A 21,072-nucleotide genomic window follows, 5' to 3' on the forward strand; every position below is an offset into this window, starting at 1 on the left:
CACTAAGGTCTGGATGCCGGTGAGCCGCTAAGAACCCGTCATCGGCGCGTCAAAGTTGGGGAGACGACGTGACCGGCCGGGACATTCCCGCTGACTATCTGCACGGGTATGCCGAGATCCTGGCCGCGGTCTCGGCCAGCGGCCGCCGCCTCACCCGTGAGGAGATCGAGACGCGGCGGGCTCTGGGAGAGCAGGCGGCGGACGCCGGTCACGCACTGCGGGCCCTCGTCCGCGCGCACCTGAGCGCCGCGCGCTCCGTGTGGCCCCACGGCCTCGGCTCCTCCGACGCCGCGCTCGCGGTTGTGGAGCAGGTCATAGATGCCTTCGCCGAGGGCTACGAACGGGCCCAGCGCCACGCCGTGCGCCAGGAGGAGTCAGCGCGCCGCGAATTCATCGAGGATCTTCTGTACGGCCGCAGCGATCTGGGGCGTCTTGCGGAGCGTGCCGAACGCTTCGGCCTGCGTCTGTCGCGTGCGCACGCGGTTGCCGTCGCCCAGGGCCCCTCGTCCTACGACGAAGCCGGTTCCGAGCCGCGGCGGGTGGAACGTGCGCTCATCGGCCGCTTCGGCGACCGCGACATCCTCATCACCACCAAGGACGGGCGGCTGTTGTGCGTCGCGCCCGGCCACCAGGAGGAGATTCTCGTCTACTTCGCCAAACAGGCCTATGCGGCGACCGACGGCGTCCAGGTTGCGATCGGCCGGCCTCAGCCGGGTCCCGGTGGCGTCGTCCACTCCTACGAGGAAGCGCTGAATGCCCTCGGTCTGGCGGAGCGCCTGGGGCTCGACGATCCCGTGCTCCGTGCCGCCGACCTCCTCGTCTACCCGGTCCTGACCCGTGACCGCCAGGCCATGGCCGATCTCGTCCTTGATGCTCTCGGCCCGCTCACCGCAGCCCGCGGCGGCGCCCAGGTGCTTCTGGACACCCTGACCGCGTACTTCGAGTGCGGCTGCGTCGCCGCCGAGGCCGCCCGCCGCCTGACTCTGAGCGTGCGTGCACTGACGTACCGCCTGGAGCGCATTCACAAGCTCACCGGTGTCAACCCGGCCGACCCCGCCCACCGTTACATGCTCCAGACCGCGGTGATCGGCGCACGGTTGCTGGACTGGCCCGCCACCGCCCTGTGAGCGGCTATGCGCCGGATCCTGCGTTTTCGGGTAACGGTGGCTTCACCCCAGCCGTCATCGGCGCATCACCCTGCTCGTCCGGCTTTGCGACGACGGGAAAAATTGTCCGCGCGACCGGCACGACAGCCGTGCAGGGCACGTCGTGAGCCGCCCGGGCCGGATCTCGCCACGCCCACGATTCGTTCACATGTACGCCACAGCGTGAGGCTTGTACGATGCAAAGGTGAAGGGGGACAAGTATCACTTCGGGGGCTACGAGCTTGATGTGGCCGGGCATTTGCTGCGGCGGGGCGGTGAGCCGGTCCATGTCGAACCACGTGCCCTGGATCTGCTGTGCCACCTGGTCGAGCACCGGGACCGGGTGGTGCCGAAGAACGAACTCCTCGACGAGGTGTGGGGGGACCGCTTCGTCAGCGAGGCCGCACTCACCACGGCGTTGCGGACCGCACGGCTTGCTGTGGGTGACACCGGCAGCCGCCAAGACCTGATCCGCACCGTCCACCGGCGGGGCTACCGGTTCGTGGCGACGGTCGTTATGGGCGACTCGTCCACCGGCATCGGCCGGCAGGCCGACGCCGAGGCGGCACCGGCCGACATGAACGGCCCCGGCAGCCAGACGATCCGGTTCTGTCGGGCCGCCGACGGCACCCGCATCGCCTATGCCAGCGTGGGCTCGGGCCCACCCCTGCTCAAGGCGGCCAACTGGATGTCGCACCTGGACCTGGAGTGGACTTCCCCTGTGTGGTCCCACTGGCTGGGCGGCCTGGCACACAACCGACGGCTGGTCCGCTACGACGAACGCGGCTGCGGCCTCTCGGACTGGACCGTACCGAGTTTCACGTTCGACGACTGGGTGGACGATCTCCACACCGTCGTCGAGGCAGCAGGACTCGACCGCTTCCCGCTGCTCGGGGTCTCGCAGGGCGGCGCGGTGGCGGTGGCCTATGCCGTGCGACACCCAGAACGGGTCAGCCGGCTCGTCCTCGCCGGGGCCTACGCCAGGGGACGGCAGGTCCGGGCCCGCAGCGAGACCGAGCGCGAGGAGGCAGCCCTCGACCTGGACCTGGCCCGCGTGGGATGGCTCCACCAGGACCCCCGGTTCCTGCAGGTCTTCGCCTCCCAGTTCCTTCCCGAGGGCACACCCAAGGACTGGGCGGAGTTCACCGCCTTCCAGCGGCAGACGACCTCCCCGGCCAACGGGGTCCGTTTCCTCGAGGAGTTCGCCCAGATCGATGTCTCCACGATCGCTCACCAGGTGGCCTGTCCGACACTGATCATCCACTCGCGCGACGACGAACGGGTACCGGCGACACAGGCCGGTGAGCTGGCCGCGCTCATCCCCGACAGCAGACTCGTCCTGCTCAAGAGCCGCAGTCACCTTCTCACCGCGTTCGAGCCCGCCTGGGACGAGTTCCTCGCCCATGTCGACGCCTTCCTGGCCGAGTGACCCGGACACCAGAGCTTGCACGCGAGGCCTGAGAACCCCCTCGGCTTCCCCTCAGGGAAGCCTCAGACCTCCCCCAAGTCCCCTGCGGGCAAAGACCCGATGCTCGAAGCACACCGGGTCGAGAGGCACTCGACCGACACCGTGTTCCGGCCCGGCATCCAGGAAGAACCCGCAACGCGAGAGATCGCCGGAGAAAAGGACAGACCATGCGACTCGACAACACCAGGACATCCGGGCAGGCCCGGAGTCGACGGGGGCTGGCGCTGCTGATCGCCTCGGGGGCCGCACTGGGCTCCCTGCTGCTGGGAACCGTTCCCGCACAGGCCAACGACACCACCAAGGAGGTCTCCTCCGACGGCCAGACGATCACCTTCGCGACCAGTGACAGCAGCCGGGACGTCAGCGGAATCGTCACGTTCGTGGTGAACGCGGACGGCAACTGGTCGATCACGGGTACCGGCCACAACTCGAACCTTCTCGTCCGCACCTTCCACTGGACCTGCGACCTGACCTGGGACGCCGCCGAGGTCACCCACGCGACCGGGAAGAAGGCCGCGCCGGGCAAGAAGACCCGGACCATCAGCTCCGCGGCCTACGACCCCGACATCCAGGCTGACTTCACCGACATCGCCGACCACGGCAGGGCCGACTGCGACATCGTCATCGGCTGACACGCCTGGCGCATCCCGCCCGGCGTTCGGACCGCAGTTCAAGCGTCGAGATCCGTCCGGGCAACACCGTGCTGGCGGACGGGTCACGACAGCCGACGCCCGTGACGAGCGGGCCGCCTGGCTGATCCCCGTACTGCCGTGCCCGGCCGGACCTGACTACCGGTCCGGCCGGGCACGGCTACCACGGCACAGCGCTCCTCCGAAGAACCCGACCGCCTGGGAGCCGCCCGGCGGGACGGTGATGACGCCAGGCCCGATCCGGCCCGGCTCACTCCTCGGCGAGGAACACTTCGAGATGGGAGAGAAACGTCGGCCAGGCAGGATCGTCGGCGGCAAACAGGTGGTTGCGGCCCTCCAGGAGGATCAGCCGGCTGTCAGGGATGAGCGTTGCCAGCTCCAGCGCCTGAGCAACAGGCACCCGCGCGTCGTCGCGGGCGTGGACGATCAACGTGGGACAGATGACCCGGTGGGCGGTGCCCGAGACGTCGATGCGGCCGAACTCCTCCAAAAAGCGCAGGCCGTTGTCCGGCGAAGTCGTCTGACGCTGGTAGGCGGCGAACGCATCCCACTCCGCGGGAGTGGCGTCGGCAAGGAACTGGGAGGCGAAGTAGCGAAGGAAGCTGCTGTCCTGAGAACGCCACCCGGCACGGGCGACCTTGAGGTCGACCTCGGCGGCGGCGCGTTCGGTGTCGCTGCCGGCACGGGCCATCTGCCCCCGGGAGAACGCGGAGACGAGGACCAGCCGACTGACCCGCTCCGGATAGCGTGCGGCATAGGCGACTGCCACCGCTGCGCCCTGTGACACGCCAAGCAGCGGAAAGCGGTCGAGGCCGACGGCGTCGGCCACGCAGTCGAGGTCGGCGACCAGATCGTCGAGAGTGAAGCTTCGCAACGTCCACTCGGAGAGACCACAGCCCCGTTCGTCGTAGCGGACGAGCTGCCGCCCCCGGGTGAGCCCGTCGAACCAGTGCGCCCACATCGGCATGCTCCGGTCCAGGTCGAGGCGGGTCAGCCAGTTGGCTGTCTTCACCAGGGGGCGGCCCTTGCCGGTGAGCGCGTAGGCGATGCGGGTGCCGTCCGCCGAACGGCAGAAGCGGATCACCTCGTGGTCCGCATCCGCCGTCGACGTGTCTCCAGAAGCGACTGCCCGCGTGCCGGAATCTGCGGCAACCCTGGCCACGAACCGGTAGCCCCGCGGCTGCACGGTATGGATGAGCCACTGGTGGCGCTCGCCGTCGCCGATCGCGAGTCGCGCGGTGCGCAGCCAGTCGGCCAACGCATCCTTGCCGCTCTCGTACCCGTGCCCGTGCCCGATCTTGTCGAGCAGTTCTTCTTCGGGCACGACACGGTCACGGCACTCGACGAGATGACACAGCAATTCCAGGGCACGGGAGTCGACCTCAACCCGCTGCCCGTCACGGCTGAGCCGACGGCGATCCGCGTCCAACGTGTACTGACCGAACCGGTAAACCGTGCTGCCCACTCCATGACTGTACAACGGCGCTTTTCTGCAAGGGAGTTGAAGGGTCGTCGAGCCGGGACCGTGACCACCGCTCAGGAGCGCACCGACTCACGGTCACGCAGCTCACGCCGAAGGATCTTGCCGGAGGCCGCCTTCGGCACCGCCTCGATGAACTCGACCCGACGAACCCTCTTGTACGGAGCGACCTGACCCTCGACATGGCCCATCACCTCGGCAGCGGATATCGGTACACCCGAGGCCGGCACCACGAACGCCTTGGGCACCTCGTTGCCCTCCTCGTCGGCGACACCGATCACAGCTGCGTCGGCGACGCCGGGGTGCTGCACCAGGATGGCTTCGAGTTCGGCCGGCGCCACTTGGTAGCCCTTGTACTTGATGAGCTCCTTGACCCGATCGACGATGAACCAGTTGCCGTCCGCATCCACGCGTGCGATGTCACCTGTGTGCAGCCAGCCGTCCTCGTCGACCATCGCGTCGGTGTCCTCCGGGCGTCCGAAGTAGCCCTTCATCACCTGCGGTCCGTGGATCCACACCTCGCCCGATTCCCCCGCCGCCGCATCCTGCCCCGTGTCAGGGTCGACCAGCCGTGCCCGCGTCGACGGGAGCAGTCGGCCCACGCACCCGACGGGTTCGCCGCGGTCGTCGTCGGCGTGCAGGTGCGTGGCGGGGGAAAGCTCGGTCATGCCGTACGCCTGTCCGACCTCAACGCCCAGCCGGTCGGCCACCGCCGACTGCACTGCGGCGTCGAGCGGCGCCGCCGCACAGATGACACGTCGCAACTGCGACAGGTCCAGGCCGTCGACCGCGGGGTGCTTGGCCAGTGCCAGCATCACTGGCGGAGCGACGTACGCGTGCGTGATCCGGTCGCGTTCCAGACCGGTCAAGAACGCGTCGAGGTCGAAGCGTGCATGCACATACACGGTCGCGCCGCGCTGCAGCGCGTTGTTGACCAGCGCGGTCAGCCCGAAGATGTGGAAGAACGGCAGGATCGCGATGACGCGGTCGCCCTCGTGGATCCGGTGCACGCCGTTCATCTGCCGAAGGTTGGTGCACAGGTTGCGGTGAGTCAGCATGACGCCCTTGGGCGCGCCGGTGGTGCCGCTTGAGTACGGCAGCACGGCCACGTCCACGTTCGGATCGATGGCGGGATCCGGCAGGTCACCGTCGGCGAGCAGGTCCAGCACCGGCCTGTGGCCGTCGGCCGCGTCACAGACCAGGATCTCGATGTCCCGGCCGGTCTGCCGTCGCACCAGCGCTACGGCTGCCCGGGCGGTTTCGACCAGCGCCGACACGCTGACCATCAACCGGGCCCCGGAGTCGGTCAGTTGCTTGGCCACCTCGGCCGGCCGGGCGAGCGGCGACAGTGTGGTCGCCGTTCCGCCCGTCGTGGTGGTGGCGTAGAAGACCACGGGGAAGAGGATCGTGTTGGGCATGTGCAGCGCGACCACGTCGCCTTTGCCGATGCCTTCGGCGGCCAGGCCCGCCGCAAGCCTGCGCACCGATTCGGCGAGCTCGCCGTAGGTGAGGGTCCGTCCGCTGGCCACGTCCACCATGGCCGGCCGTGTTCCGCGGCGGGCGGCTTCGCCGAGCACCCACTCATGGACGGGGCGGTCGACGGCGGCGACGTCCGGGTACCTGCTCTCGTAGATCATCGATTCTCCGTGTCTCCGTGTCTGCGTTGAGCGTCTCCCGAACCGCGGGCACGTTGCGCGACCGGGCTCCGCCCTTGCTCGAACCGGATCGGACGACCCGGACCGCTCGAGCATCGCTGCCATGGCCGTCTTGCGACTTGGTGGAACCCTGAGGCTTCGCTGAGGAGGCGTCCGAGGACGGTGTTCTGGAAGGTGTCACGGGCTGGCGGGTCAGGTTCCGATGAGCAGATGGCGAACGACGTACCCGGCGGAGTCCACGCCGGTGCTGCCGCCTTCGACCAGAGCGGCGACGGCGATTTTGGAGTTGTAGGCGGTCAGCCAGCCGTTGGTGTGGTCGCCTTCCTCCGCGGTGCCGGTCTTGGCTCCGACGCCTGCCAGGCCTGCCAGCCTCGGCGCGGCGGTACCGCTGGTGGCCACTGTGCGCATCATCGACTGCAGATAGCCGGCCGTGCGGGCCGAGATGGCCCGGGGGGCGGTCTCCTGGTGCTGACCTGGCAGGATGACAGGCTGCTTGAAGCCGACGCCACGGACGGTGGCCGCCACGGACGCCATGAACAGCGGGGTGGCCGTGACCTCGCCCTGGCCGATGAACTGGGCTGCCTGGTTGCCGCCCTGGGCGTCCGACGGGATGCTCGGGTCGGTGGTGGCGACGCCTCCGCCGATGGACCAGCTGCCCATGCCGAAGACGTTGACGGCCTCGTCGTGCAGGGCGGAGGCATCCCCGTCGTGCACGAGGTAGTGGAAGCCGTCCTTGATGAAGCCGGTGTTGCACGACACGGTGAACGACTGGGCGATGGTAGCGGCCGGGTTGGCCGTGACGCCCGAGTCGTTGTGGAACACCTGGCTGTTGGCTGTCAGCGAGTTTGTGCAGGGGGCGGGGCTGTCCGGTGTCATGCCTATCTGGTCGAACAGGGCCGCCGATGTGATGATCTTCATGGTGGAACCTGGTGACTTGATGCCGTTGATGGCGATGTCGCCGTGCGTTCCGGTATGGGCGAGTGCGAGGATGTGGCCGTTCCTCCAGTCGAGTGCCACGGTCCCGGCAGCCTTGTCCTGGAGGTGGGAGTCCTTCACCGCTTCTTCTGCGACGGCCTGGAGGGACGCATCGATGGTCGTCTTGATGACGGGGTCCTTGCCTTTGGAGAAGACCCGTAGTGCTTTGACGGCCTCTCCGCTCGCGTCCGCCACGGCGACGCCCGTACCGGCGCTGCCGCTGGTCGGCGTGGCGTTCTTGCGGATCGTCGCCGCTATGTCGCGCAAGGAAGAGAACTGGGCGAGGTCCGTCCTGCCGTCGCTCGCAACGACCTTGGCGGTGTTTGCGTCAACAGGAAGCCTGCCTGCGGTCAGTGACTGGCCGTCGCCCAGGCCGGGGTAGAGCACCGAGTTGTTCCAGTGCACCGCCAGCCGGCCGTTGGTGCTCTGCCGCACCGCCACCGCGCTCGGGTAGGTCCAGGTGCCTCCCGCCACTCGGGCCGTGACCCTGAACGTGACCTTGGTGGCATTCGCCGTCACCGCGGACGGGCCCGCCGACCTAACGTGGGTGAAGGCCAGCGTCTTCAGGTGCAGGCCATCGGCATATCCCTGCAGGGCCGATACGGCCGCGTCCGGCGCATCGGTGTCGTGGGCGGCTTCGCCGAGATGGCGCTTGGACCAGCTGTCCAGAAAGGATCGGGCCAGCGCTGCGGCCCTGGCGCCGGATGGCGGCTCGCTCGATACCGCATCCGGGTCGAACCCGCGCGCCGCCTTGGGGTCGCCCTCCTCCACCGCACTGGAGGACAGCGTCTGCGCCATGCCGTACGCGCCGATCCCTCCGAGGGCAACCAGGGCCGTGCACGCGCCAGCCATGCCGATCTTCACAGGTCTTTTCATACCTGTGGATCGTAAGGCTTATTTGCATTGTGCAAGAATTTACGGATGGATCGTTATCGGAACGTCAGGACGCCGGGCTCACCGGCTCACCTCTCCATGTCGCCTGCACGGCGCCGGATCGAATCCGGCGGCGATCCGCACGACAGCACCTCGGACCGGCCCGGCGACTGACAGCTCATGTGCTGTTTCCGAACACGTGATGACATCGGCCGAAAACCGGCTTCACCGCGCACCCGGATCCGACCCTCCCATCTCGCCTCATCCGGTACAGCCCGGGCCACCCCCGCTTATGCCGGCTCCAGGCACCCCAACGCCAGCCCTGCCTGCCAGGAACAGCAATCCACTTGCACATCTGCGCACATGAGGCCGATCTGCTCCGGCGCCGTCATGTGCGCTTAGCGACGGGACACCCGCGTGACCATCGACCAGCCTCCCGCATCCGCACAACGCCGCCCGCGTCCTGCGGCAGGCTCCGACCGGCGCCGCACCTGGCGGGCCGCGCTGCGCAGAACCCCCGCAGCACTCTGGAACGAGGACGCGACGGACTGGGCCGCCGCGCTGACCTACTATGCGGTGCTGACCATCTTTCCCACTTTGCTGGTGACGCTCTCGGTGATCGGGCTCGCCGGCCCGCCGGGCACCCAGCATCTGGTCGCCCAAGTGGCTGCCGTCGTACCGGCCCGATCACGCCCCGTCATCCAGCGAGCGCTGGAGAGCATGGCCGAACAGCAGTCCTCGGCCCGACTGTTGGCTGCTTTCGGCAGCGTGGCCGCCCTGTGGTCCGCCTCCAGTTACCTGAGCGTCTTTCGCCGTGCCCTGCACGCCATGAGCGGCGTCAGGGACCACCGCCCGCTGCGAAAGAAAGCCCCCCTGACCGTGATCAACGCATTCGCCCTGCTGACACTGCTGGTCTCCAGTGCCCTCGCCCTGGTCGTCACCGGCGACGCGGCCCGTACCGCGGGCCGCGTCGCAGAGGTGGACGGGGCCGGCGTCACTGCATGGAACATCCTGAAATGGCCCCTGCTGGCCTGCCTGGTCACCGTCCTGGTCCTGGTGCTGTTCCGCTCCGGGCAGACCAGCGCCTACGGCCTGCGCCAGCGAGCCGTAGGCGGCCTGCTCGCCGTCGTCCTGTGGCTCCTGGCCTCGGCCGGTTTCACTCTCTACACCACCTACGCCGCCACCTACGACCGCCTGTACGGATCCCTTGCGGGCCTCGTCGTTTTCCTCGTCTGGCTGTGGATGTCCAACCTCGCTCTCCTCGCCGGAGCCCAGTTCAACGCCGAACTAGCAGCCCTTCGCTGGACCTGACCAGCCCTCCGGCTCCCTGCGGTGAGCAGTTGTCCGGCCCGGATCTCAGGACTTGCCCAACCAGCGCGGGCTATGGGAAGCCGACCGAGACGTCGAGGACAGGGCGTGAGCCAGCGTCGGTACCTCCGGGAAATCGGCGTGCCCGCTGCGGTTGCCGGCACACGGACAGAATCCATATAGTCCCACCCGCCCCAGCGAGGACGTCTGGCCGGGCTGATACACGACCACGGTCCGCATCGAAAACGCGATCTCGACGCCCTCAGACCGGTAGCGTCGGCGCAGGCTGGACTTCCGGGGATCGCCAGCGCGTTCTGCACGACGTGGATCATGCCAGTCGATACACGGCCCGCTCCGGATCCGGCCTCACGATCATTCCATCGTCGGCCAGCTCGCGAAGGTGACGTCGGGCCTCTTTGCCGGCGGCCTCTTCACTTGGCGGCTCGTAGCCGGCGACGCGTAGAGCCAGTACGGCACGCCGCGTGTCCCAGGAACCGCCCAGGGCCTGAATCACCGCGGCGAGAGCCTGCTTGTGGGTCAGCAACGTCCAAGTCTCCTGATCTTCCCGTCGATACAGCCACGGCCATGGCGCGGGGACCGACTGCCGATGCCACATCCTGGCGAAGCGCCACACACTCCCGTGTCTCCCGGACTCCGACCGCCGACCTGCCCAGTTCCTCGGAGCCCTGTCCGCTCAAGCGCGGCTGCCGGGTACGCGGCCGCACCGGCGCAGGGAAGGCACGCGGTTCCTGTTCCAGAGCTACCTGCTCTTCCTGAGCGTGTCACCGACCTGCTGGTAGGCATCGATGCGGTGCTGGGTGCGGCGGGCGCGCTCCTCGGGGTCGCGGACGAAGAGGGCCTGCTTCCCGGGGTGGTAGGTGCTCACGACCTCCAGGGTCCGGTCACGGACGACGTCAGGCTGCGCCCTGAGTAGACGGCGCCACACGTCCTGGGCTTCGTTGCCCTGGAGGAGTACGACCTCCGTGCTCGGCATCATCTCCAGCAACTGCTTCAGAACCTCTGCGCCCGCCTGGAGTTCAGACGCTTTCGGCGAGCGGTTGATGTACCAGGGGTAGGCATTCCAGGGAGTGAGGTCCCTCGGCGTTATCCCGGCCGCCTCGAAGATCTGGGCCTGGAGTTCCGCCGTCGGATCATCGTTTTCCACGCACAGGAATCCGGAGCCGGTGCCTTCGATCGTCTTTGGGCCCGGGTCCCGCAGAACAGACAAGACGCGTGCCTCCACTCCCCCGTGCCAGGGCGCGACATGCGGCATCCAGCCGCGCCCGTCCGGCTCGCGCAAGGAGTCGACCATCTCGTTGATCGGACGGACATGGGGGGCGTAGCGTTCCCGCTCCTGCTCAGCCCGGAATGTCTCGTCACGCATCCGTCTTGCCACGGTTCCTCCTACACAGACCAGCACCACTGCTGGAATCCCCCAGGGACACGTTCGGCACCGGTCGGTCCCGGGCCCGCCTCAGTCCCTCAGCCACCACCGCCTGAAGGGCCGCTGTCGCGGGAAACACTCCGGGCCGATGTGAGCCCACCGTGTCGACGCGTCCTTCGCCGATGCTTCGCCGGACGAGAGGCACCTCTTCAGGCAAGGCAAGCATGATCGATCAGCTCGGCTGCTCCCGGATCCGCCCCCACATCAGCATTATTTAGCATAATGCAAAATTTACTCAGCACAACGATATTGTGCGCAGCGGATTGGCACCCACGGCGCTATGGCCGCAGGCACCGTGGGCACCTGGCACGACTGGCCAGGAACCGTCTTCGCGGGCACCCCCTTGCCCGACTCGCTCGCCGCGTCGTCGCCGTGGATCAGCCCACCTCCACCCCACCCGCCCTTCACACGCCGTCCGCGTAACGCCGACCGTCCGCTCGCGCACGGCCGTCGAAGCCCGGGCAGGCGGCCAAGACGGCGCTTGAGGGCGCCGCTGCGAAGCGGCTCCGGTCCGGGCTGCATGAACTGCCGGCAAGTCGACCGCCAGAGCGGCAAGATTTGGCAGCTCACGAGCCCGACTGTGCCCTGCACTTCACGGAGGGGTGTGCGCCGCCGAGGGGCTGCCGGCGCATCCTGTGGCGGTATCGGACGATCCACACCGGGTCGAACAGACCTCGCGTGGCGGGATCACCCTTGCGCATCAGGGCCGGCAAGCCCAGTTCCCTGCGCCGCTCGAAGTCGTCCACCATCTGAAAGCGTCCTTCTTCCAGAACAAGTCCCCAGCTCATAAGGAACGCGAACCCGATGGGCCCCCATCCGCGAGTGAGCAGTAGGCCAACTGCGACGACGACTGCCACGAGCGGCGTGAGAGCCCACTGCCGAAGACGCCGGACGGGCAGCGACGGGCGCAGGAGATGGGGCAGAGCAGCAGCTCCGAGCACTGCCATGATCGTCCACGGACTCACCGAGTGCCTCCCGTCCGATTCGTACAGCCACTGCCCATACACGCCGAGCCGGATATCGCTGGCGAGCGCCTCATAGTAGAACCGGCAGCTACTGTCTGAAGCCGACGGTGACATCACAGCACTGAGGCTACTGCGCCGCTGCAGAGAGCCAACCGCTTCTCACATCGTCCCGGTGTCACGTGTGCGCAGCTCTCGCGAACCTTCACCACCTCAAAGACCACCGGGAACCTGGTGATCTGCTGGTTCGGGCCAGACCGGGCGTCATAAATCGTCCATACGGCGGGGCCGGCCACCGCGCGGCGCTGTCCGCTCACGCCCTTGAAGACCCGTTCTTCAGAATGCGCTTCGGGGCAGGCCAGATCGACGTCGAGCACACTGACCTCGAAAAGGTCCGGGCGTTCGACCACGGCTGCTTGTGTGCTCACGTGTCGGCTCTCTTACAGCTGACGGGAGTGGTTATCGGGGCCGCCTCCAGCTGACGGTGCAGGGGCGCAAGACGTCGCCGGTCTTGAGGCCCGGACAGCAGTTCCTCAGCATGTTCGGGGGCAGCCTGACCAGCACTGTCCGGCTCACCGGGCAGACCGTGCTCAGCGAGCAGGACAAGGCAGCTGGACTGCCGTTCCCCGGTTCAGCCGAAAGTGTCCTTTAACGTTCCGGCGGCGTCGTTCGACTAACCTCCCGTGAAGGGACAACAGTTACTTCCTGCCTTTGGCTTGATGCCACTGACGTCGGCGGTTGCCCTGGGCGGTCTGCCATGGACGGTGCTGCCCATCGCAGCCGCCCTGAACCTGGCTTGCGCAATGGCAGCCGAATGGCAGCGTCGTCGTACGCTGGTGGCGGTGCTGCGGGAGGCGCCGCCGGGCAGCGTCGTCGAGCAGGAACGAGGCGTCGGGGGGCCGGGAATGCGCGTTCGGGTTGGCAGCTCACGACCACCCGCCCGCCGAGGGCGATGACCGGTGGCAGAACAGCAGTTGAACCGGGAGGATCAAGCCTTACTCGCGGCCCTCTTCGACGAGTTGTACGACCCGTTGCGTCAGTTCGCCTCACGCCTGGGCATGGGGTCGGGCAAGGATCTTTCCTCTGACCGGGACATCGTGATGGGCGCCTTCAAGGCAGCGATCGAGGCATGGGACCAATTCGGCACCTGGGACGGAGAACGTCAGAAAGCCTGGCTGATCACCGTGTGCCGCCGCCAACGGGTCGACGAGATCCGGCGACAGAAATGCCTGCGCGCCCTGCTGGAGCAGATCTGGACGGCGGACCACAAGGACCAGAGCCCAGAGCACGTCGCGATGAACCGTCTGGCACTGGCCAGATGCGCCGCTGTTCTGCGTGGCATGCCCACCGTGCGCCGCGATGTGGCGACAATGGCACTGTTGCTGCAGATGCCCACCCACGAGATCGCTGCCGAACTGGACATGCGCCCGGCAACTGTTCGGGTACACCTTTCCTACGCGCGCCGAACACTCCGGGAACAGGTCGGCCCCTATCTGCCGTTCCACGTCGATGGCGGCAAGACGGAGAGGAGGCAGGCATGACCCGGCCCGACCCATACGAACTGACCGATGAGACCCCGATCTACGTCATCTCGGTGGCGGCCCAGCTCTCCGGGCTCCACCCCCAGACACTGCGCCAGTACGAGCGCTTGGGTCTGGTCGCCCCCGACCGTACCGCGGACCGGGGGCGACGCTACTCGGCCCGCGACATCGAACTACTGCGCCAGGTCGAGCAGTTGTCGCAGGGCGAGGGCATCAACCTGGCCGGCATCAAACGGATCATAGAGATGCAGAACCAGGTCGCCGCTCTGCAGTCCCATCTCACGGAGATCGCGGCATCCCTGGACGAGGCCGAGGCCGCAATGCCTAAAGGCCAAGCCGGCGCTCGCGCATCCCACCACCATGATGTCCCAACAGCCCCGGAGACCACGCAGAGCAGCCCACTCATCATCTGGCGTCCCGGGCAGCAGCAGGACCCCTCCGACGACACCCATGACCGACACGGAGTCCCAGAAAACCCGGACCAGAGGATCCAAGACGGATCCGAGGCGGAAGGCGCCGAGGACGAAGCGCTGACGACCCTGCTGCGCCGGGCCGCGGCAGAGCTCGAAGCGCCGCCTCCTCGCGAGGAACGGGAAGCGGACAGGCGCGAACTGCTGTCCTGGATGCAAGGCACGGCAGCCGCAGAACCTGCCGGTGAGATCCCCGCGCCCGATGCAGCATCCGTCCAGCCGCGAAACCGTGCCCCCCACGAAACCGACGACGATGCACCGGTCTACGCCCTTTCAGCGGCAGCCGAGATGTCCGGACTGGACCCTCACACGGTGCGCCAGTATGACCGCATCGGCCTGGTCCGCCCGGCCCGGACACCCGCCGGAATCCCTCGCTGGTCGGCCCGCGACATCGAACTACTGCGTCAGATACAGCAGTTGTCGCAGGACGAGGGCATCAACCTGGCCGGCATCAAACGGATCATCGAGCTGCAGATGCAGGTGGCGGCCCTACTCCCCCGTGTTGCGGAACTGCAGGTTGCCGTCGAGGCCTCGGTCACCGCGATGCGGCGAAGCCGCACACTCCCGGGGTAGCCGCTTCACCGGGGTGCCGGATTCCCGTCTCGAGAGCCGCGATGATCAGCGCCGCCGGTGACCTGGCCGCAAAGCGGGAGACCCCGGTCGCCGACGATGTACTCGCAGCGGCAGGCGCGTCCCTGGAGAAACAGCGCGCTGGCGCGAGTGCAGCAACGAATCGCGGTCTGCTCAACCCCGGTGGGGTCCGGGGCCGTGGGCGTTCGGCTCGGCCGGTCGACCGAGCAGCTACCCGTACACCTTTCCTGTTCGTACCCACGGAGGCCCGGGGGGGAACTGCAGGCAGGGCCACGCCGACCTACGAGACGGGACACCTGAGTCCACCGGTGCACCCACCACGGAGAATGGATCGAACACATCGGCCGGGGTGCAATCTGCGAGGACTCGGCGGGGACGTACGTTCAGTTGTCCGCCCACAGGCCCGCATCCAGCACGGTCTGCAAGCGCGACCATCCCCAGTACACATCGGCAGTGGCCTGGAACGCCTCCCTGGACCACTCGATCGCGCAGGCCCTCGAGGGCGAGATTGCGGATCTCCATCGCACGCAGGGTGTGAGAGGCGAGCAGTACTGAGCTGACAGGATCGGATGAAGTGGGGGCCGGCCTGGCGAATCAGTCCCCGGAGGCTGGCGTCGGAAGGCCGCCACAAGGAGAGGGAGAGGCATGACGATTTCGTCATGCACGGTGAGCGTATGACGGAACAGAGCATCTACCGGCATCTCCATGAGTTCCGTGAAACGTTCGACCGGCCGGAATCCCTGGCCTGGCCGGAGATCAGCCACGGCCAGTTGCTGATGATGATGAGCCCGAAGAAGCAGCATCAGCTGGTTGCTCATCGCCTGCGCACCCAGCTGGAACCGCAGTTGGGCACGGACCTGGTCCTCGGGGAGGTACGCGAAGCCCAAGCGCAACTCGCCCGACGTCGGCATGTAGGAAAGCTGATCGTCCTCCCCTGACCCGGTCTTCGGCTCCGCCGCCCGATCCGTTCGAGGTCGCCCTGGAGGAAGTTCGGCAGGCGCATGCCGGATCCTCCCGGGAGACTTTGGGGTCATCAAAAGAGTCGGGGGGCTGAGGCGTCACCGGGCATCGCCTTCAACGCCTTCGACATCCCCTGTCCCTCCCCTCCCACTGCCGTCCGAGGCCCGGGGACGCCGGCTTCGACGTTGCCCGTAGCAGGCTTCGGGGGAAGACCCGTGACCGGGGTGTTGGCTACGGGAGGGCCGTAGGACAGCGAACCTATTCCATCTGCCCGGCCTGTCAGGCGTCGCCTCGAGTCGGCGGCCGGGTATGGACGTACAGCTTGCGGCGGTCGCCGATGTCCCGGAGCTGCGGCAGCCGAAGATGGCAGCGCAACGGGCGGCAGCAGTCAGCGGTCTGCCGTCCAGAGGTGTAGGACGCGGTTGAATTTCCACGCATGCAGGCGGAGTTGACCTGTCCCCGGGCGAGGTTGGCGCCCAGAACTCGAAGGGCGCCGACGACGATGCGAAGGCCGAGGTGTTTGCGGTCGATGACCGTCTGGGTCTTGACCAGTTCGCAGTAAAAGACGTCCAGGGGAGGGTGGTGGGCACGACGGCATGCTGGATGTGAACAGGCAGTAGTCGCGAGTGGTGGGCCTGCGGGATTCCGTGTACCAGATCTCCGCCCCGGGGTGGCGGGCCATCACTGCCAGGTGCACGATCTTGGGGACGGCGGGGCGTCGAGACAGGCCCGGGAGACGTGGACCGCTCTCACCGCCGTCGGGCCCAGGAAGCCGTACTTGGTCGCATGCATCGTGTCCTGTCCACCACCGCCGTGCCTCTCATGATTGGTTGAGGGGCATGCTCAGCCGAGTTCGCACCCTCATTCTGCCCGCCTCCCAGCGCCGCTCGTTGGACGAACTGACGCAGGATCTGGACCTGTCGTCCGGGGACACGAGGTCCAAATCGTCGGCCTTCTGGACCATGCTGACTCTGTCGTCGGTCATCGCGGCCGGCGGGGTACTGACGGACTCGACCGCCACCGTCATCGGCGCAATGATCATCGCGCCGCTTTCGACCCCGATCATGGGCATCGCCCTGGGCTCGGTACAGCGCCGACGGACCGGATCGGTCAGGGTCGTCCTGACCGCCTGCGTGCTGGTGATCGCGGTCGGTGTGGCGTTCGCCCTCCTGATCCCCGGCGACCAAGACCTGCTATCCAACAGCCAGATCACGTCACGCACGTCACCTGGGCTGATGGATCTGGTCGCCGCCCTGGCGACAGGCTTCGCCGGTGCAGTGGCACTCGCGCGACGGGACGTCGGCGCCGTGCTGCCCGGGGTGGCGATCGCCATCTCCCTGGTTCCACCACTCGTCGTTGTCGGAGTCTGCCTGGCACATCTGGCGGGGTGGCTCGCGCTGGGCGCCTTGGTCCTGTTCGTGTCCAACCTCTTCGCCCTGGTCTTCGGCGGCATGATGATCTTCGGCGCGCTCGACTATGCCGCCCGGCGCGATCAAGCCGGCGGGCGGCCCGCGCGCAGAGCCTACGCCGCCCTGAGCCTGTTGTTCGTCGTCGTGTTCGTACCCCTTGCGGCCAACACCGCACTGACGCTCTTGTTGGAAACCTGGACCAGCCGGACCAAGGACGCCGCCGAACAGTGGCTCGCCCACTCGCCCGGCGCGTCTGTCACAAGTGTCGAGGCGGCATCCCGCACGATGCACATCCACGTCCGCTCTCCCGAAGATCTCCCGCCAGTACAGGCCCTGCTCGACCGACTGGAGGGCCGGATCCCAAACGGCATCCCCATCGTGGTGGACGCCCAGCGCGGCCAGCGCATCGATGCCGGAACCGTCGGCGACTGAGCCCCTGGTGCCGGCCTTCCTCGGGCCTCCCCTTCTGCAGCGGCACCGGCCCTGGCTGGAATGGCTGGCAGTGATGCCGAACAGGCGGCGGCCCACTCTGTGCCGGTCCTTGAGCGGAAGCAAGCGCGCAGGTCCCTGTTCACGCCACTGGGTGTGGACCACACCGCGTGCGACCCGTACGAGGCGGTGCTGCACCGTACTGCGGTGGGACATGTCGGGCACGAGCCGGGTGAGCCGCCGACGGCGACCCGCGCCTGGGCGATGCCCCGCTCCACTGGCCTCGCCGGTTCCATGCTGGCGATGCGACCGCGGGACCTTCTGGCGTTCGCGCGGGTGCACACGCCACCGGCGGCAGGCTCGCCCGAGCCGGGGTCTGCGCATCGGCGGAGTTGGAGCGCCTGGGGATGCTGTTCGGCGTCGGTCACCTGGGTGTGGCAGGTGTCGAGCACGTGTGGGAACTGGCGTCGCGGCCGGTGCTCGCCGCCCACTCCAGCGCGCGGCGCTCTTCGAGCACCACCGCATCCTTACGGACGGCCAGTTCCGGGGCATCGCCGCGACGGGCGGGGTGGTCGGTGTCGACTTCTTCGGCAGAAATCTGCATGCGAGCGATGACTCGGTCGACCGGCTGGTGGACCATATCGAGCACATCGCCGGAGTGAAGGCGATCGAGCACGTCGGCCTGGGCCCGGACCTCGTCAAGGAGGTGCTGGACGACACCGTCCCGCGGTGCTGCGAGGCGGCCGAGGTCGAGGGAGTACCGGCCGATGCCTGCCTGCCGAGGCTGGAGGGTCCCGGCAGGCCTGCCTCCGGCCACCGAATCTCCGACTCAGGTTCACTAGCCCGGCCGACTGTCAGACCGAGGAGAACCGCCTGGCTCATCGACAGGCTGGGCGAATCGTCCGGGTTGGCGCTCATCACGGTGGTCTTGAAGGGGACAGGAACCGTACGGGGGGCCAAAGTGGCGTGGAGTAAGCGTGCGAAGGCAAAGCACCCGGTACGCGTGCTGGAAGCCCCGGGAGCGCCAGGAAGGTACCGGCCGGCGTCGTGTGGCGTGGGTCCTGTCGTCGGCGCGAAGGTGGTGGGAGGACTCCTTTATCGCTCGCACGGCCGCCGCGGCCGGCCAGGAGGACCAGGTAGGGGCCATGAAATCGTCGCCGCCCAGCCCGGAAACCGGCAATGTCACGGAGCGCGTGGAGACGCTCATGGCCGAGGTGATGCGCGAGACCGGCGCATCGGCCGGCCTGCTCTACCTGCTGCCGCCCGGGGACCGACTGGTGTGGCTCACGCTGCTGTCCGGTGTGTCCCGGCAGATCGCCGCGCCCTGGTACCGCGCCTCGCTGAATACGTCGACGCCGGTCACGGACGCCATACGCCAGGGGCGTACGGTCTGGCTGGGCAGCCAGGAAGAGGTGGCCCGCCACTACCCGCAACTGGGCCTTGTCCTGCCGTACGACTTCACACTCGCCGCGGGCCCCTTCATCAGCGGCACCGCGGTGTGGGGAGGCCTCGCGCTGCTGTGGCCCGTCGGACACTCTCCGCACCCGACCTCGTACCAACGCGAGACCGTCACCGCATACTGCCGGCGGACGGCGCTCGTTCTGGAGCAGGCCGCCGCCCAGGGCAACCCCCTGCTGCCTTCCGGTGAGCCGCGCTACCTTCCGGCATCGTTCAAGGATGCCGACCCCGCCCAGGCCATGGCCGCGCTCGGCTTCGCCGAACGCCTGCCAACGGGTTGCTGCGCACTGGACCTGGAAGGCCGTCTCACCTTCATCAATTCCGCAGGTGCCGATCTGCTGGGGAGCGATGCTGGCTTCCTCGTGGGGCGTCTGCTCTGGGAAGCACTGCCGTGGCTGCACACGACGATCAGCGAGGAAGGCTACCGAGCCGCAGCGGTCACCCACCGGCCGGCCTCGTTCACCGCGACACGTCCCCCGGACAGACCGCTGCTCTTCCGGCTCTACCCCGACGGCAGCGGTGTCAGTGTGCGCATCACACCCGCCTCGCGACAGACGGTCACCACGCAGACTCCGTCATCCGAGGAATCAGTCGGTGCCATGGGGCTGTATCACCTCACCCACTTGGCGGCCGCCCTCGCCGAGGCCCCCACCGTCCATGACGTGGCCGACGTCGCCGCCGACCAGATCGTGCCCGCCTTCGGCCCCCAGGGCCTGGTCCTCACGATCGCGGAGGAAGGCCGCCTGCACATCATCAGCCACCGCGGCCACACCGCCGAACTCATCGGCCACTTCGACGGTACGCCCATGGCCTCCCAGACGCCGACCACGCACGCGCGAGATATCGGCGACCCCGTCTTCTTCACCAGCTTCGCCGACTTCCAGCGCGCCTATCCCGGAGCACCCCCCTATGACGCCAGAAGCTCCTGGGCCTTCCTGCCGCTGACCGCCTCCGGCCGCCGCATCGGCTCTCTCGCCCTCTCCTACGACCAGCCCCACTCTTTTCGCCCGGCCGAACGCGCTCTCCTCGCCTCCCTCGCCGGGCTGATCGCCCAGGCCCTGGACCGTGCCCGCCTCTACGACGCCCAGCACACCGTCGCCCGCACCCTCCAGATCAGCCTGCTTCCCCCCGCGTTGCCCCATGTCCCGGGCCTGGACGTCGCCGCCCGCTACCAGTCCGCCGGGCACGGCATGGACATCGGAGGCGACTTCTACGACCTCATCCACACCGCCACCGCCACCACGGCAGCGATCGGCGACGTCCAAGGCCACAACACCGCAGCCGCCGCCCTGATGGGACAGGTCCGCACCACCGTCCACGCCCATGCCACCGACGGCATCTCCCCGGAGACCTCCTCGTCCGCACGAATCGCCTCCTCACCGACCTCGGCACCGGGCTGTTCACCAGCTGTCTGATCGCCCAGTTCGACCTCTGCCACCACCGCGTCGGTCTCGCCACCGCCGGACACCCCTCGCCCCTGCTCCGTCACCCCGACGGGCGTGCCGAGGTCCTGAGCGTGCCTCCCGGACTGCTGCTGGGCATTGATCCCGACGCCGACTACGACACCACCGAGGTCCCGCTTCCGCCCGGCGCCGTACTCGCCCTGTACACCGACGGGCTCGTGGAAGTGCCCGGTGCAGACATCGACCACGCCATCGACGCCCTCGCCGGACGTCTCACGCAATCCCGGATCCAGAATCTCGACCGCCTCGCCGACTGTCTCCTCCGCCATGCCGAGTCCTCCGCATCGCACCATGACGACATCGCCCTCCTGCTCGTCCGACCCAACCGGTGACCTGCGGGCCTGGGGGCCAGTCGGCCGCCTGCTGGATCGTTGCCACCCGTGACCTGCTCTACGCCTCCAACGCGGGCAGCTCCACCCTCAGCGGCTTCCGAGCCTCCGAGTACGGCCGCCGGCTGACCCCCTGGGCAAGACGCCCACCAACCCCGGCACAGTCGAGCCGCAACCACCCCGGACAGGCATTACCTCTACGCCCAGACAGGGGTTAACGGCATCGCCGACGAGTTCGCGGTCAACCGCGACGGCTCACTCACTCGTCCGGGCTCCCGGACCGTGCCGGGCAGCGCTGGCGGCGAAGGCATCGTCGCTTTCTGGCCCTGGTCACACCCAACTCCACGCCGGGCTGAACAGTGTTTTGGCGGGGCTTCATTCAAGCCCAGCATGACGACCCAAGTGCTTGACGCTATGACCGGGTGGCGTACGCCGGGCGGGGGCTCTGTGTCCGGGGGCCGA

Annotated in this window: 14 protein-coding genes and 5 pseudogenes; 11 read left to right on the forward strand and 8 right to left on the reverse strand. The window is 68.1% G+C overall.

Translation table 11 applies throughout. The annotated features are described in order from the left end of the window. The first annotated feature begins 68 nt into the window (after window positions 1–68). The 3 genes from IO36_RS42710 (at window position 69) to IO36_RS42720 (ending at window position 3,245) form a co-directional block, all read left to right on the forward strand. Entirely contained in the window at window positions 69–1,127 is a 1,059-nt protein-coding gene (locus IO36_RS42710) for a PucR family transcriptional regulator (protein ID WP_037628779.1), read from the forward strand. A gap of 223 nt (window positions 1,128–1,350) precedes the next feature. Continuing rightward, window positions 1,351–2,574: an alpha/beta hydrolase gene (locus IO36_RS42715; protein ID WP_051901360.1), complete on the forward strand. Its 1,224-nt coding sequence runs from the start codon at window positions 1,351–1,353 to the stop codon at window positions 2,572–2,574. Window positions 2,575–2,780: 206 nt separating this feature from the next. Next, window positions 2,781–3,245: a hypothetical protein gene (locus IO36_RS42720; protein ID WP_037628782.1), complete on the forward strand. Its 465-nt coding sequence runs from the start codon at window positions 2,781–2,783 to the stop codon at window positions 3,243–3,245. 268 nt (window positions 3,246–3,513) lie between these two features. Here IO36_RS42720 and IO36_RS42725 read toward each other — a convergent pair whose 3' ends face one another. From IO36_RS42725 to IO36_RS42735, 3 genes are all read right to left on the reverse strand, one after another. Next, a complete protein-coding gene (locus IO36_RS42725; protein ID WP_078943819.1) occupies window positions 3,514–4,728 on the reverse strand; it encodes an alpha/beta hydrolase in 1,215 nt (404 codons plus the stop codon). A gap of 71 nt (window positions 4,729–4,799) precedes the next feature. After that, window positions 4,800–6,380: an AMP-binding protein gene (locus IO36_RS42730; RefSeq protein ID WP_037628785.1), complete on the reverse strand. Its 1,581-nt coding sequence runs from the start codon at window positions 6,378–6,380 to the stop codon at window positions 4,800–4,802. A gap of 210 nt (window positions 6,381–6,590) precedes the next feature. After that, entirely contained in the window at window positions 6,591–8,249 is a 1,659-nt protein-coding gene (locus tag IO36_RS42735; protein ID WP_037628787.1) for a penicillin-binding transpeptidase domain-containing protein, read from the reverse strand. 414 nt (window positions 8,250–8,663) lie between these two features. On the opposite strand from IO36_RS42735, the gene IO36_RS42740 reads away from it, so the two are divergent. Then, window positions 8,664–9,557, forward strand: a complete 894-nt coding sequence (locus tag IO36_RS42740; RefSeq protein WP_037628788.1) for a YihY/virulence factor BrkB family protein — start codon at window positions 8,664–8,666, stop codon at window positions 9,555–9,557. Between the two features lie 325 nt (window positions 9,558–9,882). Here the strand turns inward: IO36_RS42740 and IO36_RS45625 are convergent, their stop codons facing one another. The 4 genes from IO36_RS45625 to IO36_RS47285 all read right to left on the reverse strand — a co-directional run bounded on the left by IO36_RS45625 (window position 9,883) and on the right by IO36_RS47285 (window position 12,388). Further along, on the reverse strand, window positions 9,883–10,098 hold the full coding sequence (locus tag IO36_RS45625; RefSeq protein ID WP_245173679.1) for a hypothetical protein: 216 nt from the start codon (window positions 10,096–10,098) through the stop codon (window positions 9,883–9,885). A gap of 216 nt (window positions 10,099–10,314) precedes the next feature. After that, entirely contained in the window at window positions 10,315–10,938 is a 624-nt protein-coding gene (locus tag IO36_RS42745; protein WP_037628789.1) for a uracil-DNA glycosylase, read from the reverse strand. Window positions 10,939–11,564: 626 nt separating this feature from the next. After that, window positions 11,565–11,747 (reverse strand): hypothetical protein, encoded by a 183-nt coding sequence (locus IO36_RS47280; RefSeq protein ID WP_158997804.1) that lies wholly within the window; start codon window positions 11,745–11,747, stop codon window positions 11,565–11,567. Window positions 11,748–12,076: 329 nt separating this feature from the next. After that, window positions 12,077–12,388, reverse strand: a complete 312-nt coding sequence (locus tag IO36_RS47285; protein WP_158997806.1) for a hypothetical protein — start codon at window positions 12,386–12,388, stop codon at window positions 12,077–12,079. 531 nt (window positions 12,389–12,919) lie between these two features. On the opposite strand from IO36_RS47285, the gene IO36_RS42755 reads away from it, so the two are divergent. The 4 genes and pseudogenes from IO36_RS42755 to IO36_RS42765 all read left to right on the forward strand — a co-directional run bounded on the left by IO36_RS42755 (window position 12,920) and on the right by IO36_RS42765 (window position 15,500). Continuing rightward, complete coding sequence (locus tag IO36_RS42755) at window positions 12,920–13,501, forward strand: RNA polymerase sigma factor (protein WP_037628792.1); 582 nt, start codon at window positions 12,920–12,922, stop codon at window positions 13,499–13,501. Further along, window positions 13,498–13,944, forward strand: a pseudogene (locus tag IO36_RS42760) (heat shock protein transcriptional repressor HspR); the annotation flags it as partial. The gene IO36_RS42755 and the pseudogene IO36_RS42760, both read left to right, overlap by 4 nt. A 216-nt stretch (window positions 13,945–14,160) precedes the next feature. After that, window positions 14,161–14,523, forward strand: a pseudogene (locus tag IO36_RS43965) (heat shock protein transcriptional repressor HspR); the annotation flags it as partial. A 713-nt stretch (window positions 14,524–15,236) separates the two neighbouring features. Beyond that, window positions 15,237–15,500 (forward strand): hypothetical protein, encoded by a 264-nt coding sequence (locus tag IO36_RS42765; protein ID WP_209441358.1) that lies wholly within the window; start codon window positions 15,237–15,239, stop codon window positions 15,498–15,500. A gap of 301 nt (window positions 15,501–15,801) precedes the next feature. Here the strand turns inward: IO36_RS42765 and IO36_RS48840 are convergent. After that, window positions 15,802–16,234 (reverse strand): annotated as a pseudogene (locus tag IO36_RS48840) (hopanoid C-3 methylase HpnR); the annotation flags it as partial. A gap of 127 nt (window positions 16,235–16,361) precedes the next feature. Here IO36_RS48840 and IO36_RS42770 point away from each other — a divergent pair. From IO36_RS42770 to IO36_RS42780, 3 genes and pseudogenes are all read left to right on the forward strand, one after another. Beyond that, a complete protein-coding gene (locus tag IO36_RS42770) occupies window positions 16,362–17,363 on the forward strand; it encodes a TIGR00341 family protein (protein WP_037628794.1) in 1,002 nt (333 codons plus the stop codon). A gap of 404 nt (window positions 17,364–17,767) precedes the next feature. Then, a pseudogene (locus IO36_RS49500) lies at window positions 17,768–19,008 on the forward strand (membrane dipeptidase). Window positions 19,009–19,057: 49 nt separating this feature from the next. Beyond that, window positions 19,058–20,613 (forward strand): annotated as a pseudogene (locus tag IO36_RS42780) (SpoIIE family protein phosphatase). Window positions 20,614–21,072: the final 459 nt, after the last annotated feature.

Origin of the sequence: Streptomyces aureus, assembly GCF_000725495.1 — a bacterium.
GTDB classification, from domain to species: domain Bacteria; phylum Actinomycetota; class Actinomycetes; order Streptomycetales; family Streptomycetaceae; genus Streptomyces; species Streptomyces aureus_B.